Origin of the sequence: Streptomyces sp. NBC_00454, assembly GCF_041434015.1 — a bacterium.
Taxonomy (GTDB): Bacteria; Actinomycetota; Actinomycetes; order Streptomycetales; family Streptomycetaceae; genus Streptomyces.
Map to the genome: position 1 here is coordinate 4343036 of NZ_CP107907.1, position 15494 is coordinate 4358529.

Below are 15494 nucleotides of genomic sequence, written 5' to 3' on the forward strand. Positions count from 1 at the left end.
GCTGAGCCGTGGCTGAGCGATGGGCTGAGCATTGAGCTGAGCATTCGAGGGGTCGCCGCTCCCCTGGCCGTCCCCCTCCGCGCACAATGGCTTCGGCGCGTGGGAGTGGACTAGGGAGAGCAACATGAACGGTCAGTCGACGCAGGGCGGAGCGGGCGTGGCGCAGGTCGCCCCGGACGGCTCCGGGGTGGTCCTGCGGCAGGCGGACGAGGCGGATCTGGACATCGCGGCCGAGCTGTTCCGCGGCTACCTCGACTTCTACGAGGTGGAGGTCGAGGACCCGCAGCGCCCGCGGGCCTTCCTGGCCGAGCGGCTGGCGGGCGGCGACTCCTTCGTGCTGCTCGCCGAGGTCCCGGGCGCGGGAACGGTCGGCTTCACGCAGGTCTACCCGATGCACTCCTCGCTCTCCATGCGGACGGCGTGGCTGCTCGGCGACCTGTACGTGGCCCCGGCCGGCCGCCGTACGGGCGCGGGCCGCGCGCTGCTGCGCGAGGTGCTGCGCCGGGCGCGGGAGGCCGGGGTGGCGGGCGTACAGCTGGAGACGGCGTACGACAACCACATCGCGCAGGGGCTCTACGAGGCGGAGGGGTTCGTCCGCGAGGAATTCCACGCCTACTTCCACGACCTCTCCGAGGTTTCGGCGAAGCCGTCGAAGTCTTCTCAGGAAGGTTGAAACATTCTCCCGTCCCGTTGCGTCAATGAGGTGAGACGGGCGTGAGGGGGAGCGGATGCGGCAGGGGCGCAGAGATGGGTTCCGTGAGTTCGCGGAAGGCAGATCGGCGCATTTGTACCGGTCCGCCTGCCTCCTGGCCAGCGGCGACACCCATCTCGCGGAAGATCTCGTACAGGAGACCCTGGGGCGGATGTACCTCCTCTGGGGACGGATCAACCGGATCGACAACCCCGCCGCCTACGCCCAAACCGTGCTGGTGCGCGCCTTCCTGACGCACCAGCGCCGCCGCTCCTCGGGGGAGCGCCCGGTGGGGGATTTCCCCGAACCGGGCGTCGCGGCGGCGGGCGGCGGGGATCCGGCGCTGCGGCTGACCCTGCTGCAGGCGCTGGGCGGACTGGCGCCCAAGGACCGGGTGGTCCTGGTGCTGCGGTACTGGGAGGACCGCAGCGTCGAGGAGACCGCCGACGCGATGAACGTCAGCTCGGCGGCCGTCCGCACCCGCAGTTCGCGGGCGCTCGGCCGGCTCAGGGAACAACTGGGCGACTCGCTCGCGGAGTTCGCCGGGCGCTGAGCCGCCCCGAGTCGCCCTGCGCCGGCTCGGCCCGCCCCTCCGATGCTCTTCTCCAGCCCTCACCTCATGACACCCCTGGACGGAAGGTCTGATTCCGCATGCCCTTTGAAGATGAGCTCGGCGAAGCCCTCCGGCGAGCGGGGGACGGTTTCAGCACCGACGGCCTGGACCTCGTCGAAGCCGGCGAACGCCGCGGACGGCGCCTGGTCGCCCGCCGCCGGGCCGCCGTGGTCGGCGGCTCCGCCCTCGCCCTGGCGGTGATCGGCACGGCCGGCGCCTACACGGGCGGCCTCTTCGGCGCGGGCGGCTCCGGCGGCCCCGTGAATGTGGCGGCGGTCCCGGCGCCGTCCCCGCCGGCCTCGCCGTCGTCCGGCGAGGACCCGGACCAGGGCTCGAAGCCCCGTACCGGCAGCGGAGCCGTCTCCGCCGAGCAGTTGATCGGCGTGTTCAAGCAGCTGCTGCCGGGCGGAACGGTCACCGGGGCGCAGGCGCGGGGCACCGGCGAGGGCCCGGGCCCGATGGTGAGCGGGGTCTTCGACGACGGCAAGGGCGGGGCCTCCATCGGCATCGGACTCTCGCGCGTGGACCCGCAGGGCCAGTCCTCCGCCGAGATGGTCACCTGCCCGTCCAAGATCCAGCTCTCCTTCGACAGCTGCACCGTCGAGAAACTCGCGGACGGCTCGAAGCTCCTGCTCTTCCAGGGCTACGAGTACCCCGACCGCCGGGAGGACACGAAGAACTGGCGTGCCACGCTGCTCACCCCGCAGGGATACCTGGTCGACGTGCAGGAGCACAACGCGCCGGCCGAGAAGGGCGAGGCCACCACCCGGAGCTCGCCGCCGCTGACCCTCGCGCAGCTCAAGGCCTTCACCACCTCCCCGCTGTGGCTGCCCGCCCTGAAGGACCTGCCGGCCGCGCGGACCGAGTCGCCGCCGGTCGCGAAGGGGCCCGCGCCCGAGGACGTGCTGGACGCCATGCTGCGCGACTCCAAGACGAAGGTCCTGAGCAAGGAACCGGGCGGCAGCGACCTGAGCTACGCCGTGATCGACGACGGCAAGGGCCAGGCCCTGGTCAGCCTCCAGATCCAGCCCGACAGCCCGAAGCATCCGGGCATGTGGGCGGATCTGTTCACGAGCGCGGAGACACTGCCCGACGGCACGAAGATCCTGTCCCGCAAGCGGAACGGCGAGACCGCGGGGGCCGTCGTGTGGCAAGCGGAGGTGCTGCGGACCAACGGGACCCGGGTGATCGTGTCGGCATTCAACACCAAAGTGGTGAGCGGAGCGCCGACCCGCAAGGAACCGGCGCTGAGCATCGAGCAGTTGAGGGACATGGCGACGGGCGTCAAGTGGTCCGGGTTCGGGTACTAGGGGCCGGCGGCGCCGCCGCGCCCCGCTACTTCGCGTCCGCGTAGCACTCGACCACCGCGGTGGTGAACGGGAAGCGGACCGGGGTCTCGCCGAAGGTGATGCGGCCCGCCAGATCGCCCGCCTCGCGGATCGCCGCGGCCACCGCCTGCGCCTCCTCCTCGGGGCAGTGGACGATGACCTCGTCGTGCTGGAAGAAGACCAGCTCGGCGCGCATCCCGGCCGCCGCGAGCGACTGGCGCAGGGCCGCGAGCAGCAGCAGCGCCCAGTCCGCGGCGCTGCCCTGCACCACGAAGTTGCGGGTGAAGCGGCCCCGCGCCCGCGCGTCGGTCGAGGCGTAGCTCGGGGTCCAGGCGTCGGCGGCCTGCCCGCTCGCCCCCGCCTCCCCGCCCTCCCCGGGCTCCGCCGGCTCGGCCGGCGGCGGACAGGTGCGGCCCAGCCAGGTCCGTACGAGCCGTCCCTCCTCGCCCGCCTTCGCGGCTTCGTCCACGTAGGCCACCGCCTTGGGGAAGCGGCGGCGGAGCGCGGCCAGGTTCTTCAGGCCGTCCCCGGAGGTCTGCCCGTACACCGCACCGAGCACGGCGATCTTGGCCATGTCGCGGTCGCCGGAGAAACCCTGGCGGGAGATGGAGGTGTACAGGTCCTCCGGGCGGCCGGCCACCTCCATGAAGGCGGGGTCCCGGGAGATCGCGGCGAGCACCCGCGGCTCCATCTGGTCCGCGTCGGCCACCACCAGCCGCCAGCCCGGGTCCGCGACCACGGCCCTGCGGATCACCTTCGGGATCTGCAGGGCCCCGCCGCCATTGGTGACCCAGCGGCCGGTGTAGGTGCCGCCCGGGATGAACTCGGGGCGGAAGCGGCCCTCGTGGACCCAGTCCGCGAGCCAGCTCCAGCCGTGGGCGGTGTAGATCCGGTACAGCTTCTTGAACTCGAGGAGCGGGGCCACCGCCGGATGGTCGAGCTCCTGGATCTCCCAGCGGCGGGTGGACTTCAGCTTGATCCCGGCCCCCGCGAAGGCCTTGATGACGTCGGCGGGCAACTCGGGCCGTACGCGCCGGCCGAACGCGGCGGAGACCGCGTCGGCGAGCTCGGCCAGGCGGCGGGGCTGGCCGCCGCCCGCGTACCGCTCGCCGAGCAGCTCGGTGAGCAGCGCCCGGTGCACGTCGGCCCGCCAGGGCAGGCCCGCCCGGTTCATCTCGGCGGCCACGAGGAACGCCGCCGATTCCGAAGCGACGAGCAGCCGCATCCGGGCGGGGTGGGCGGTGGCCTCGATCCGTTTCACCTGGTCGGCGTGGACGGCGACCAGGGCGTCCAGGGGGAGGGGCGGGGGCTGGGGGTTGAAGAGCGAATCCTGGGCGGCGGGGACCGCGGCGCGCTGCGGAGGATCCGGCGGTACGGGGGCGTTCGTGAGACGGGCCCAGGCGGCGGCCGCGGAGCGGGGTTCGCCGAGGCGGCCCTCGTGGGCGAGGAGGAGCAGCTCGGCGTCCTCGATGTCGTGGCAGCGGTCGATGCGGGTGCCGGCCTGGAGGAGGCGGGGGTAGACGGCGGGGGTGGAGGCCCAGACCCATCGGGTGCCCGGGGGCGCGGCGCGGATCGCTTCCGCGGGGTCTTCGGTCGTGATGCGGGGGCCGGGGCCGGCCGTGGTTCCGCCCGTGGTGGGGTTCAGCGGCGTGGCTTGCCACTGGCCGTCGCCGTCTTCGGCCAGGGCCCACCGGGGGGTGTGGTCGGTCATGGGTGCGAGTGTCCCACCGGGGGCTGACAGTGGGTGTCGCTGCCGCGCGGGTCGCTCTGCGGTGCCGCCGGGTGCCCTGCGGGGCGAGTCCCCTACCCGCCCTTCCACCGTTCCCCGGGGCTCCGCCCCGGACCCCGCGCCTCAAACGCCGGCGGGGCTGGATTTGCCCGGCGGCCCACATGCCAAGCTGGGTGGTGTGAGAGACATCGTCGAGCGGGCCTGTGAGGCCGCGCTGTACACCCAGGAGGACGCCGGGCTGGATGCCGGGGCGTCGATGCTCGTCGCCGAGGGGGAGCGGTGGGCCGGGGTCGGGCAGGCGCTGCTCGCGCGCGGGGAGGGCTACGTGCGCCAGGCCTGGGAGCGGGGCTGGCAGCCCGCCGACGTACTGCGGCTCGTACGGCGGGACCTGGAGCAGACGCACGTGCGCATCTGCGAGGACCTGATAGCCGCCGAGGCCCGGCGGTACGCGCGGCTGCCCGAGCGGTGGACCGACGCCGAGGCCTGGTGGGGCGAGGACACCGGCTACGGGGAGCGGCTCGCCCAGCGGGAGCGGACCGACCGGTTCACCCTGGCCGGGGCCGTCCTGGAGGTGTTCCGGCTGCTGATCCGGCTGCCGTCCATCGAGCCGGTCGGGCCCCTGCCCGGAGACGAGAGCGGCGCGCTGCTGGAGCACGCGCACATCGAACCCCGGATGCTCGGACGGATCCGGGCCCTGCTCGCGAAGGCCGAGGCCACGACCTTCCCGGAGGAGGCCGAGGCGCTCAGCGCGAAGGCGCAGGAGCTGATGGCCCGCCACACCGTGGACGAGGCGCTGCTCGCGGTCAGGACGGGCACGAAGCAGATTCCCGGCGCCTGCCGGATCGGGGTCGAGGCCCCGTACGAGGAGGCCAAGGCGGTGCTGCTCGACGCCGTGTCGACCGCGAACCGCTGCCGCTCCGTGTGGAACAGCGGCTACGAGTTCTCCACCGTCGTCGGCTTCGAAAGCGACCTGGAGGCGGTGGAGCTGCTCTACACCTCGCTCCTCGTCCAGGGCACCGCGGCCATGACCCGCGCCGAGGCCGGGCAGCGGGCGGGCGGCCGCAAGCGCACCAAGACCTTCCGGCAGTCCTTCCTCCTGGCCTACGCGAGCCGGCTCGGCCAGCGGCTCGCCGAGACGGCCGAGCACACGGCGGCCGAAGCCCCCGACAACCTGCCCGCCCTGGTCGCCCGGGACGTGGCCGTCACCTCACGTGCCGACGAGATGTTCCCGCGCACCACCACGACCCGGCTGCGCGGGGCCACCGACCTCGCGGGCTGGGAGGACGGCACGGCCGCGGCCGACCGGGCGCACATGGCGGACGGCAGCCGGCAGTCCCTGCGGAAGTGACCCCGGGGTTGGAGGGCGGGTGAGGGCTCAGCGCTCCGTGGGGGCGGGTACGGGCGCGGCTGCCTGGGCCGCCGCGGGCGCCGGTGCGTCCGTCTCCTCGCGCAGCGCCTTTGCCTCCGCCTTCAGGATGCGCGCGGACTTGCCCAGCCCCCGCGCCATCTCGGGGAGCTTCTTCGAGCCGAAGAGCATCAGGCAGACGATCACGACGATGGCCACGTGCCAAGGTTCCAGGCCGTTCCTGAGCATGCGTGTACCCACCTTCCGAAGGCTGCCGGGACGGATGCCGGAGCAGCGGCGAACTGCACCGACGGGCCGATGATCGGCGGTTTCGGGCGACGGCGCCATAGATCGGGCGATGTCTGAAGAAGACCTGAAGAGGGGCCGACGGTTACGCTCGGTGCCATGAGCTGGGTCCGGGCGCTGAAGGACACCGCCCGATCCGGGATGACGGTCGAGCGGACCCGTCTCGAACCCCTCATCGCCGTCCGCGCCGCCGCCGGGCTGGCCCTCGTCATCGGCGTGAGCCTCGCCCTCCTCGGTCCCGGCGCCGCCGCCAGCTCCGCCTTCGGCGCGTACATGGCCGCCGTCGCCACCTTCCAGAAGAGCTGGCGGCCGCGTCCCGTCCTCGCGCTCGCCGCCGGGCTGACGCTGGCCGCGTCCACCTTCATCGGCTATCTCGTCGGCTCCTCGAACACCCTCGCCTTCATGCTGCTGCTGGCCGTCTGGTGCTTCGTGGCGGGCCTGATGTGGGCGGCGGGGCCCACCGCCGGGATGATCGCCTCCGGCAACGTCGCGATCATGCTGGTCACCGTCACCCTGCCCACCTCCGTACCGCAGGCCGCCGGGCACGCCGGGATGATCGCCGCCGGGGGCGTGGTCCAGGCCCTGCTGATCGTCCTCTTCCCGGTCCGCCGCTGGGGCGCCCAGCGCGACGCCCTCGCCGACGCGCTCGCGGCCGAGGCCGACTACGCGCGCCGCCTGCGCCACGACCCGTTGGCCTCCTTCGACCCGGAGCCGCTGATGAAGGCGCGGGCCGCCGCGACCGTGACCGCCCGCCAGGCCCGCCGCCGCCCCGCCGAGCTGCACGGGGCGCGGGGGCTCGCGGAGCGGATCCGCCCGGTGCTGGCCTCGCTCGCGGACCCGGCGGTCGGGGCTCCGGCCGAGGGGCCGGCGCGGGAGAGGGTGCGGGAACTGCTCGCCGCCGCCGGGTCGGTCCTGGATGCCGCGGCGCACGCGATCCGCCGCGGGGACCCCGTACGGCTGCCTTCGCCGGCGCTGGCCCTGCTCAAGGCGCCGGACACCGCCGACGTGTTCCAGGGGGCTCCGCTGCGGGCGGCGCGGCGCCTGGCCGCCCTGCTGGACGACGTGCTCGAGACCGCCGAGCCGCGCTCGGGGCGCACCGCCGACCCGGGGGAGTCGATGCTGCGGCCCACGCTGGTGCAGCTCGTGCCGAAGGTGCTGGCCTCCGTACGGGCCGAGCTGCGGCCCGGATCCCCGGTCCTGCGGCACGCGGTGCGCGTCACCGCGGTCGCCTGCTCCGGCTACCTGATCGGCCACGCGCTGCCGCTCGGTCACGCCTACTGGGCCCCGATGGCCTCCGTCATGGTCATGCGGCCCGACTTCACCCAGACCTACACACGGGCCGTCGCCCGGTTCGGCGGCACCCTGGTCGGGGTGGCGGTGGCCACCGCGGTCGTGCAGCTCGCGCACCCGGGGATGTGGATGTCCGGGCTCCTCGCCGTCGTCAGCGCGGGCCTGATGTACACGCTCATGCGCACCGGATACGCCGTCTCGATGGTCTTCGTCTCGGCCTACGTCGTCTTCCTGCTCGGCATGGGCGGTCTGCGCTGGGACCAGACCGTGCCCGACCGGGTCGCCCTCACCCTGCTCGGCGGGGTCCTGGCGATGGTGGCCTACGCCGTCTACCCGGCCTGGGAGACCCCGCGGCTGCGGACCCGCCTGGCCGACTGGGTGGCGGCCGCGGGCCGGTACGCGGAAGCCGTGCTCGGGCAGTACGCCGATCCGGCCGGGGCCCGCCGGGCAGACGTGCGCGATGCGCTGCTGGCGGTCCGCGACGCCCGGGTGGCCTGGCAGGACGCGGTGGACCGGGCCGCGGGGGAGCCGGTGCGCCACCGCGGGATCTCGCGTGCGGCGGCCGAGGAGGCGGGTCACGCCATGGCGGCGATGGGCCGCCACACGATGCTCCTGGAAGCGCACTTCCCGGACCGGGCACAGCCCCCGGACCCGGGAGCCGCCGCCCTGGCCCGGGAGCTGCGCACGGCGACGGAGGCGGGGGCCAAGGCGGTCCGGGAGCGCAAGGTGCCCGAGTGGGACGGGGTCCGGGCGGTGCTGGCCGGCTGGGACGCCCCGGAGTCGGGGGTGCTCAGGGGCGCCGCGGAGCAGCTGCTGGACTCGTTGGACGAGGTCTCCGAGGCGCTCACGGCGTAGCGGGGCCGGGGGCTCCGCTCGTGCACGTGCATCTGCCCATGCAGGCGCTCTTGAACACAGCTATGATCCGGTGCAGTTGACATCTGCACTATCGGGGGCTTCCTGTGGACCACGCGTACAACGGGATGGCAGCTGCAGAGCTTGACGGAGTGACCTGGCAGAAGAGCAGACACAGCAACTCTCAAGGTTCCTGTGTGGAGTTCGCCAAACTGCCCGGAGGCGACGTCGCCATGCGCAACTCGCGGTTTCCGGACGGACCGGCGCTGGTGTACACGCCGGCCGAGATAGAAGCGCTGCTGCTGGGTGTCAAGGACGGCGAGTTCGATCACCTGATCAGCTGACCCCACACCCGACCGGCACGGCACCGGGTTTCAAGCCATGCACGTGCACTGGCCGGGACTGATCGCAATGATCAATCCCGGCCAGTTGCCGTATTCGTCCCGGTTCGCTCCGGCGTGGGTGCCGGGTCAGTCCTGGAGCGTGAACAGCGCCCAGACCACTTTGCCGGTCAGCCGCCCCGCCAGTGGATGCCAGCCCCAGCTGTCGCTGTAGGAGTCGACGAGAAAGAGCCCGCGCCCCGACTCCAGGTCGCAGTTGGCCTCGGTCGCCTCGGGTGCGAAACTCCCGCCGGGCCGGTCCTCGCTGGGGTCCCGCACCGCGCACACCAGCCGGGTGCTCCACCGCATCAGGTGCAGCCGCACTGCCGGCTCCGCCTCGCCCGTACCCTGCCGGGAATCGTCCGGGAGGGCATGGCGCAGCGCGTTGGTGACGAGTTCGGAGACGACCAGCGCGACATCGTCGAAGCGGTCGTCGAGGCCCCATTGGGAGAGCGTGGAACGCGTGAAGGTGCGTGCTCCGCGTACCGCGTCGTACCGGGCGGGCAGCGCGCATGACGCGGACCCGGAGACAGCCGTGGGGTCGACCGGGGGAAGCCCCTGCCGTAACGGCTCGAGCATGGTCGATCCATTCGTCCCCATGCGAGGCACTCCCGGGATTCGAAAGAACTGCGGGGCACGCAGGTGCGCGGGACCATGGTTCCGAATGCCGAAGCCGGATGCAAGGGCAGATGCACGTGCACGCGCCGGACCTGTCCCCTCCCGTGACGGTTCTTGCTCATTTCTTCCTACGCATACTTACGGACTTCTTTGACGGCGGGCCGGATTCCGTTACAGAACGAGTACGGGCCGATGCGTTTTGGTGGCAGACTGCGGGCCCTGAGGGGCACGGGGGCCCCTGCGACGCAGCCATATGAAAAGTGCACCCATCGCAGACTGGGGAGGGCAGTACCAGTGACCGCAGAAGCCAGTGGTTCTGTGGTGCGCCGCATACTCCTGGGCTCACAGCTCAGGAGGCTCCGAGAGTCCCGCGGCATCACCCGTGAGGCGGCCGGCTACTCGATCCGCGCATCCGAATCGAAGATCAGCCGCTTGGAGTTGGGAAGGGTGAGCTTCAAGTCCAGAGACGTCGAGGACCTCCTCACGCTCTACGGAGTCACGGACGGCGCGGAGCGGGAGTCCCTCCTGGGGCTGGTCCGCGAGGCCAACGTGGCCGGCTGGTGGCACAGCTACGGCGATGTCCTGCCGGGCTGGTTCCAGACGTACGTCGGACTGGAAGGCGCCGCCTCCCTCATCCGCATCTACGAAGTCCAGTTCGTGCACGGCCTGTTGCAGACGGAGGCCTACGCCCAGGCGGTCGTCAGCCGCGGCATGCCCGGCGCCGGCCGCGCCGAGGTCGACCGCCGCGTCGCGCTGCGCCTGGAGCGCCAGAAGGTCCTCGTCTCCGAGAACGCGCCCGTCTTCCACGCCGTCCTCGACGAGGCAGCCCTGCGCCGCCCGTACGGCGACCGCGACGTGATGCGCGGTCAGCTGGAGCACCTCATCGAGATCTCGCAGCGCCCGAACGTACAGCTCCAGGTGATGCCCTTCTCCTTCGGCGGTCACTCCGGCGAGAGCGGAGCCTTCACCCTGCTGCGCTTCCCCGAGTCCGACCTCCAGGACGTCGTCTATCTGGAACAGCTCACCAGCGCCCTCTACCTGGACAAGGACGAGGAAGTGGGGCAGTACGAAAGGGCGATGCTGCGCCTCCAGGCGGACTGCCCCGACCCCGGACAGACCCGGGATCTCCTTCGCGGTCTGCTCCAACTGTCTTAATACACACGTAGTATGACGACCGATCAGTGCATGACGGCCGATCGGGATCCGGTGCAGCGCAAGGGTGCGCGCTCGCAGTAAGGGATGGCATGTCCATATTCGACGACGTGGCTCACCAGTACATCGACGGCGAATGGCTGGCCGGTACCGGTTCCTGGGACATCATCGACGTCAACCCGTACAACGGGGAGAAGCTCGCGGCCATCACCGTGGCCACCGTCGAGCAGGTCGACCGGGCCTACCGCGCCGCCGAGCGCGCCCAGAAGGAATGGGCCGCCACCAGCCCGTACGCCAGACGCACCGTCCTGGAACGCGCCCTGCGGATCACCGAGGAGCGCGAGAAGGAGATCGTCGAGGCGATGATCGACGAGCTCGGCGGGACCCGTCCCAAGGCCGAGTACGAGGTCCACCTCGCCAAGGAGTTCATCCGCGAGGCCATGCAGCTGGCCGTCCGCCCCGAGGGCCGCATCCTGCCCTCGCCGGTCGAGGGCAAGGAGAACCGGGTCCAGCGCCTGCCCGTCGGGGTCGTCGCCGTGATCAGCCCGTTCAACTTCCCCTTCCTCGTCACCCTCAAGTCGGTGGCACCGGCCCTGGCGCTGGGCAACGCGGTCGTCATCAAGCCGAACCAGAACGCACCCGTGGTCGGCGGCGGGGTCATCGCCAAGATCTTCGAGGAGGCCGGGCTCCCGGCCGGGCTGCTCAACGTCCTGGTCACGGACATAGCCGAGATAGGCGACGCGCTCCTGACCCACCCCGTCCCCAAGGTCATCTCCTTCGCCGGTTCCGACCGGGTCGGCCGGCACGTGGGCGCCGTCGCCGCCCGCCACTTCAAGCGGACGGTCCTGGAGCTCAGCGGCAACAGCGCGCTCGTCGTCCTCGACGACGCCGACCTCGACTACGCGGTGGACGCGGCCGTCTTCAGCCGCTTCGTCTACCAGGGCCAGGTCTGCATGGCCGCCAACCGGATCCTGGTCGACGTCTCGGTCGCGGAGGAGTTCACCGAGAAGTTCACCGCCCGCGTGCGCGGCCTGAAGACCGGCGACCCGCACGAGGCCGACACCCACATCGGCCCCCTGATCAACTCCTTCCAGGCCGACGCCCTCACCGCGCTCGTCGACCGCGCCGTCGAATCCGGCGCGCAGGCGCTCGTACGCGGCTCCACGCGCGGCAACCTGGTCGAGCCGACCGTCCTGGCCGGGCTCCCCGAGGACTCCCCGCTGCTGGGCCAGGAGATCTTCGGCCCTGTCGCGCTGCTCGTGGTCTTCGACGGCGAGGACGAGGCGGTCCGCCTCACCAACGCGACCCCGTACGGGCTCAGCGGCGCCGTCCACACCCGCGACGTCGAGCGCGGGGTCCGCTTCGCGCAGCGGATCGAGACCGGGATGATCCACGTCAACGACTCCACCATCGGCGACGAGCCGCTGGCCGCGTTCGGCGGGGAGAAGGCCTCGGGGCTGGGACGGCTGAACGGCGAGGCCACGATCGAGGCCTTCACCACCCAGAAATGGATCTCGGTCCAGCACGGCCGGACCCGGTTCCCGTTCTAGCCCGCCGGGAGACCTAGACTCGGACGCGTCAGGCCAGGACGCGTCCGGGGGAGAGCCGAGTTGAGCAACATACCGGAGACCGGGCGCACACCCCGGGTCCAGAATCGGCTCATCATGATCCAGATCGTGGTGTTCTCGCTGCTGCTCACGCTCGGCGGCCGGCTCTGGTACCTCCAGATACGCAACGGCCAGGAATACACGGACGAGGCGAAGAACAACAACACCCAGCAGGTGGTCCAGCCGGCCGTGCGCGGCTCGATCCTCGACTCCCGCGGGATCCCGCTCGCCGACAACGAGACCCGCATGGTGGTCTCCGCCAGCCGCACCGACCTCTCCAAGATGAAGGACCGCGGCAAGGGCGTCCTGACCCAGCTCGCCGGGGTACTGGGCCTCAAGCCCGAGGACGTGGTCAACGGCGTCCGGCTGTGCGACGCCAAGACCCCCAAGCCCTGCTGGAACGGCTCCCCGTACCAGCCGATCCCCATCACCGACGAGGCCACCACCGACCAGGTCCTGGAGATCCGGGAACACGCCGAGCAGTTCCCCGGCATCACCGCCGAGCCCACCGCCCTGCGCCGCTACGCCGGCCCCGACGGCGCCAACACCTCCCAGGTGCTCGGCTACCTCTCCCCGGTGACCGACGCGGAGATCACCAAGGCCAAGAACTCCGACTCCCCGTACCTGCGCTCCGACCAGGTGGGCCGCAGCGGCCTGGAGCGCACCTACGACAAGGAGCTGCGCGGCAAGGCGGGCATCACCCGCTACGAGGTGGACAACCTCGGCCGGATCCTCGGCGAGGGCGTCAGCGACAAGGCACAGCCCGGCGCGAACATCGTGACCTCGATCGACTCGCGGGTGCAGGCGGTGGCCGAGCGCGAGCTCAACAACGCGATGATCGAGGCCCGCAAGGGCTACGACAAGAACACGCACCGCAACTACGAGGCCGACTCGGGCGCCGTCGTGGTCATGGAGGCCAAGACCGGCCGGGTCGTCGCGATGGCCTCGAACCCGACCTACGACCCGAACGCCTGGGTCGGCGGAATCTCCTCGAAGGACTACGCCTCCCTGACCGACAAGGAGTCGAACTACCCGCTGCTGAACCGGGCGATCCAGGGCCAGGCGGCCCCGGGCTCGATCTTCAAGGTGGTCTCCTCCACGGCGGCGGTCAACGCCGGCTACCCCTTCAACAACCGCTACGGCTGCCCGAGCTCGTACTCGGTGGGCAGCCAGACCTTCACCAACTTCGAGTCCCAGGGCTACGGCGACATCACCATCGGCAAGGCCCTGGAAGTCTCCTGCGACACCGTCTACTACGGCATCGCCGACAAGGAGTGGAAGAAGGACGGCGGGATCAAGCCCAAGGCGCAGCCGGGCGACATCTTCTTCAAGACCGCCCACGAGTTCGGCCTCGGCAAGCCCACCGGCATCGACCTGCCCAGCGAGGTCCCCGGCCGGGTCCCCGACCGCCAGTGGAAGAAGGACTTCTTCGAGGCGAACAAGGCCGCCTGGTGCCGCGACGGCAAGAAGGACGGCTCGTACGCCGAGAAGATCGCCTACGAGAACTGCCGCCAGGGCAACCAGCTGCGCGAGGGCGATGCGATCAACTACTCCATCGGGCAGGGCGACACCCTCGTCACCCCGATCCAGATGGCCTCGATCTACGCGGCCATCGCCAACGGCGGCACCCTCCACCAGCCCGCCATCGGCAAGGCCGTGGTCAGCGCCGACGGAGCCTCGGTGAAGGAGATCGCGCCGAAGGTGCAGGGCCGGCTCCCGATGGACGCCGAGCTGCGCGACGACATAGACGGGGCGCTCGCGGCCGTGGCCACCACCGGCAGCGCGGCCTGGCGCTTCGGCGGCTGGCCGCAGAAGCAGATCCCGATGCACGCGAAGACCGGTACGGCCGAGGTCCAGGGCAAGCAGACCACCTCGTGGTTCGCCTCCTACACCGAGGACTACTCGATCGTCATGACCATCTCCCAGGGCGGCACCGGCTCCGGAGCCTCGGGTCCGGCCGTCCGCAAGATCTACGAGGCCATGTACGGCCTGGACGAGAAGGGCAAGCAGGACCTGTCGAAGGCCCTGCTCCCGAAGCCGCAGACGGAGCTGCCGCCGGCCCGCCAGGAAGGTCCGTAGACACCGGCGATTGCGGACAGAAGCTGACCGCAAGGCTCCGTAACGTGGTTCTTGTCAGCAGGAAGAACCACACCGAAAGCAGGCGGTCGGCCATGGCTCAGATTTCCACAGAGGTCCCCGGCGACGAGCGCGGCACGCTCCTCTCCTTCGTCCGGGCCCAGCGCGCCGGTCTCCGCGAAACGGTGGAAGGGCTGAGCGAGGAGCAGGCGGCCGGCCGCCCGAGCGCCAGCGAGCTGTCCCTGTCCGGCCTGCTCAAGCACGCCGCCGAGTGCGAGCGCAACTGGCTGTACATGGCCCGGCAGGAGCCGAACCCGCACCAGCGCACCATGGAGACCTGGTCCGACTCCTTCCACCTGACCGGCGAGGAGACGATCCCGTCCGCCCTGGCCCTCTGGGACGAGGTGGCGGCGCAGACCGAGGCCTTCATCGCCGCCGTCCCCAGCCTGGACGACACCTTCCCGCTCCCGCCGGCCCCCTGGTTCCCCAAGGACGCCAAGGTCTCGATGCGCTGGATGCTCCTGCACCTGGTGGAGGAGTTCGCCCGGCACACGGGCCACGCCGACATCATCCGCGAGACCATCGACGGCAAGAAGGCGATGGGCTAGGTCGTCTCTTTCGGCCCGGAGGCTGCTCGACCGAAGGGCTTGCACCTCACGTGGCGTGAGGACCCACAGTGGAGGGCGTACCCAACCAGAGGAGCGGAAAGAGATGGGCTACTCCGTGGGCCAGGTCGCCGGTTTCGCCGGAGTCACGGTGCGCACGCTGCACCACTACGACGAGATCGGGCTGCTCTCCCCGAGCGGCCGCAGCAGCGCGGGGCACCGGCGGTACGACGACGCCGACCTCGACCGGCTGCAGCGGGTCCTGTTCTACCGGGAGCTCGGCTTCCCGCTCGAAGAGGTCGCGATCCTGCTGGACGACCCGGAATCGGACCCGAGGGAGCACCTGCGCCGGCAGCACGCCCTCCTGTCCGACCGGATCGCCCGGCTCCAGCAGATGGCCGCGGCCGTGGAGCACGCCATGGAGGCCAAGAAGATGGGCATCAACCTCACGCCGGAGGAGAAGTTCGAGGTGTTCGGGGACAAGGACCCCGAGCAGTACGCGGAGGAGGCGGAGCGGCGCTGGGGCAACACCGAGGCCTACGCCCAGTCGCAGCAGCGGGTCGCCACCTACACCAAGGACGACTGGAAGCGGATCCAGGACGAGGTCGCCGACTGGAGCGCCCGGTACGCGGCCCTGATGGAGGCGGGTGAGCCCGCCGACGGCGAAGCGGCCATGGACATGGCCGAGGAGCACCGCCAGCACATCGTGACGCGGTACTACGACTGCTCGTACGAGATGCACACGGGTCTCGGCGAGACGTACGTGGCCGACGAGCGGTTCAAGGCGTTCTACGACTCCATGCGCCCGGGCCTCGCAGAGCACCTGCGGGACTCGATCATGGCCAACGCGGTGCGCAAGTCGTAGCGGCTGATCCCTGGAACCAGGCGGGGGCGGTGTGCGT

The 15494-nt window shown here is 71.4% G+C and carries 14 protein-coding genes; 11 read left to right on the forward strand and 3 right to left on the reverse strand.

All coding sequences use genetic code 11. The features are described from left to right. Positions 1-124: 124 nt before the first annotated feature. The 3 genes from OHU74_RS20155 to OHU74_RS20165 all read left to right on the forward strand — a co-directional run bounded on the left by OHU74_RS20155 (position 125) and on the right by OHU74_RS20165 (position 2614). Positions 125-673, forward strand: a complete 549-nt coding sequence (locus tag OHU74_RS20155; RefSeq protein ID WP_371617210.1) for an N-acetyltransferase family protein — start codon at positions 125-127, stop codon at positions 671-673. A 55-nt stretch (positions 674-728) separates the two neighbouring features. Continuing rightward, positions 729-1244: a SigE family RNA polymerase sigma factor gene (locus OHU74_RS20160; RefSeq protein WP_371617211.1), complete on the forward strand. Its 516-nt coding sequence runs from the start codon at positions 729-731 to the stop codon at positions 1242-1244. Between the two features lie 98 nt (positions 1245-1342). Then, entirely contained in the window at positions 1343-2614 is a 1272-nt protein-coding gene (locus OHU74_RS20165) for a hypothetical protein (protein ID WP_371617212.1), read from the forward strand. A gap of 25 nt (positions 2615-2639) precedes the next feature. On the opposite strand, the gene OHU74_RS20170 is transcribed toward OHU74_RS20165, so the two are convergent. Next, complete coding sequence (locus OHU74_RS20170; RefSeq protein ID WP_371617213.1) at positions 2640-4343, reverse strand: bifunctional 3'-5' exonuclease/DNA polymerase; 1704 nt, start codon at positions 4341-4343, stop codon at positions 2640-2642. Positions 4344-4539: 196 nt separating this feature from the next. On the opposite strand from OHU74_RS20170, the gene OHU74_RS20175 reads away from it, so the two are divergent. Beyond that, positions 4540-5709: a DUF2786 domain-containing protein gene (locus OHU74_RS20175; protein WP_371617214.1), complete on the forward strand. Its 1170-nt coding sequence runs from the start codon at positions 4540-4542 to the stop codon at positions 5707-5709. A 27-nt stretch (positions 5710-5736) separates the two neighbouring features. Here OHU74_RS20175 and tatA read toward each other — a convergent pair whose 3' ends face one another. Continuing rightward, positions 5737-5955: a Sec-independent protein translocase subunit TatA gene (gene tatA, locus OHU74_RS20180; protein ID WP_371617215.1), complete on the reverse strand. Its 219-nt coding sequence runs from the start codon at positions 5953-5955 to the stop codon at positions 5737-5739. Between the two features lie 156 nt (positions 5956-6111). Between tatA and OHU74_RS20185 the strand changes: the two genes are divergently transcribed. Further along, positions 6112-8157 carry an FUSC family protein gene (locus tag OHU74_RS20185; protein WP_371617216.1) on the forward strand — a complete coding sequence of 682 codons (2046 nt, stop codon included), beginning with the start codon at positions 6112-6114 and terminating at the stop codon, positions 8155-8157. Positions 8158-8261: 104 nt separating this feature from the next. Continuing rightward, the gene (locus OHU74_RS20190; RefSeq protein ID WP_112450436.1) at positions 8262-8498 is read left to right on the forward strand and encodes a DUF397 domain-containing protein; all 237 of its coding nucleotides are present in this window, start codon (positions 8262-8264) and stop codon (positions 8496-8498) included. Between the two features lie 126 nt (positions 8499-8624). On the opposite strand, the gene OHU74_RS20195 is transcribed toward OHU74_RS20190, so the two are convergent. Continuing rightward, on the reverse strand, positions 8625-9113 hold the full coding sequence (locus OHU74_RS20195) for an ATP-binding protein (protein WP_371617217.1): 489 nt from the start codon (positions 9111-9113) through the stop codon (positions 8625-8627). Between the two features lie 333 nt (positions 9114-9446). Here OHU74_RS20195 and OHU74_RS20200 point away from each other — a divergent pair, with 333 nt between their 5' ends. From OHU74_RS20200 to OHU74_RS20220, 5 genes are all read left to right on the forward strand, one after another. Beyond that, positions 9447-10307 carry a helix-turn-helix domain-containing protein gene (locus tag OHU74_RS20200; RefSeq protein ID WP_371617218.1) on the forward strand — a complete coding sequence of 287 codons (861 nt, stop codon included), beginning with the start codon at positions 9447-9449 and terminating at the stop codon, positions 10305-10307. An 89-nt stretch (positions 10308-10396) separates the two neighbouring features. After that, positions 10397-11854, forward strand: a complete 1458-nt coding sequence (locus tag OHU74_RS20205) for an aldehyde dehydrogenase family protein (RefSeq protein ID WP_330297840.1) — start codon at positions 10397-10399, stop codon at positions 11852-11854. A 60-nt stretch (positions 11855-11914) separates the two neighbouring features. Further along, entirely contained in the window at positions 11915-13990 is a 2076-nt protein-coding gene (gene mrdA / locus OHU74_RS20210) for a penicillin-binding protein 2 (RefSeq protein ID WP_371617219.1), read from the forward strand. A gap of 92 nt (positions 13991-14082) precedes the next feature. After that, entirely contained in the window at positions 14083-14595 is a 513-nt protein-coding gene (locus tag OHU74_RS20215) for a DinB family protein (protein WP_371617220.1), read from the forward strand. Positions 14596-14698: 103 nt separating this feature from the next. Next, positions 14699-15457 carry a MerR family transcriptional regulator gene (locus tag OHU74_RS20220; RefSeq protein ID WP_371617221.1) on the forward strand — a complete coding sequence of 253 codons (759 nt, stop codon included), beginning with the start codon at positions 14699-14701 and terminating at the stop codon, positions 15455-15457. The last annotated feature ends 37 nt before the right edge of the window (positions 15458-15494 follow it).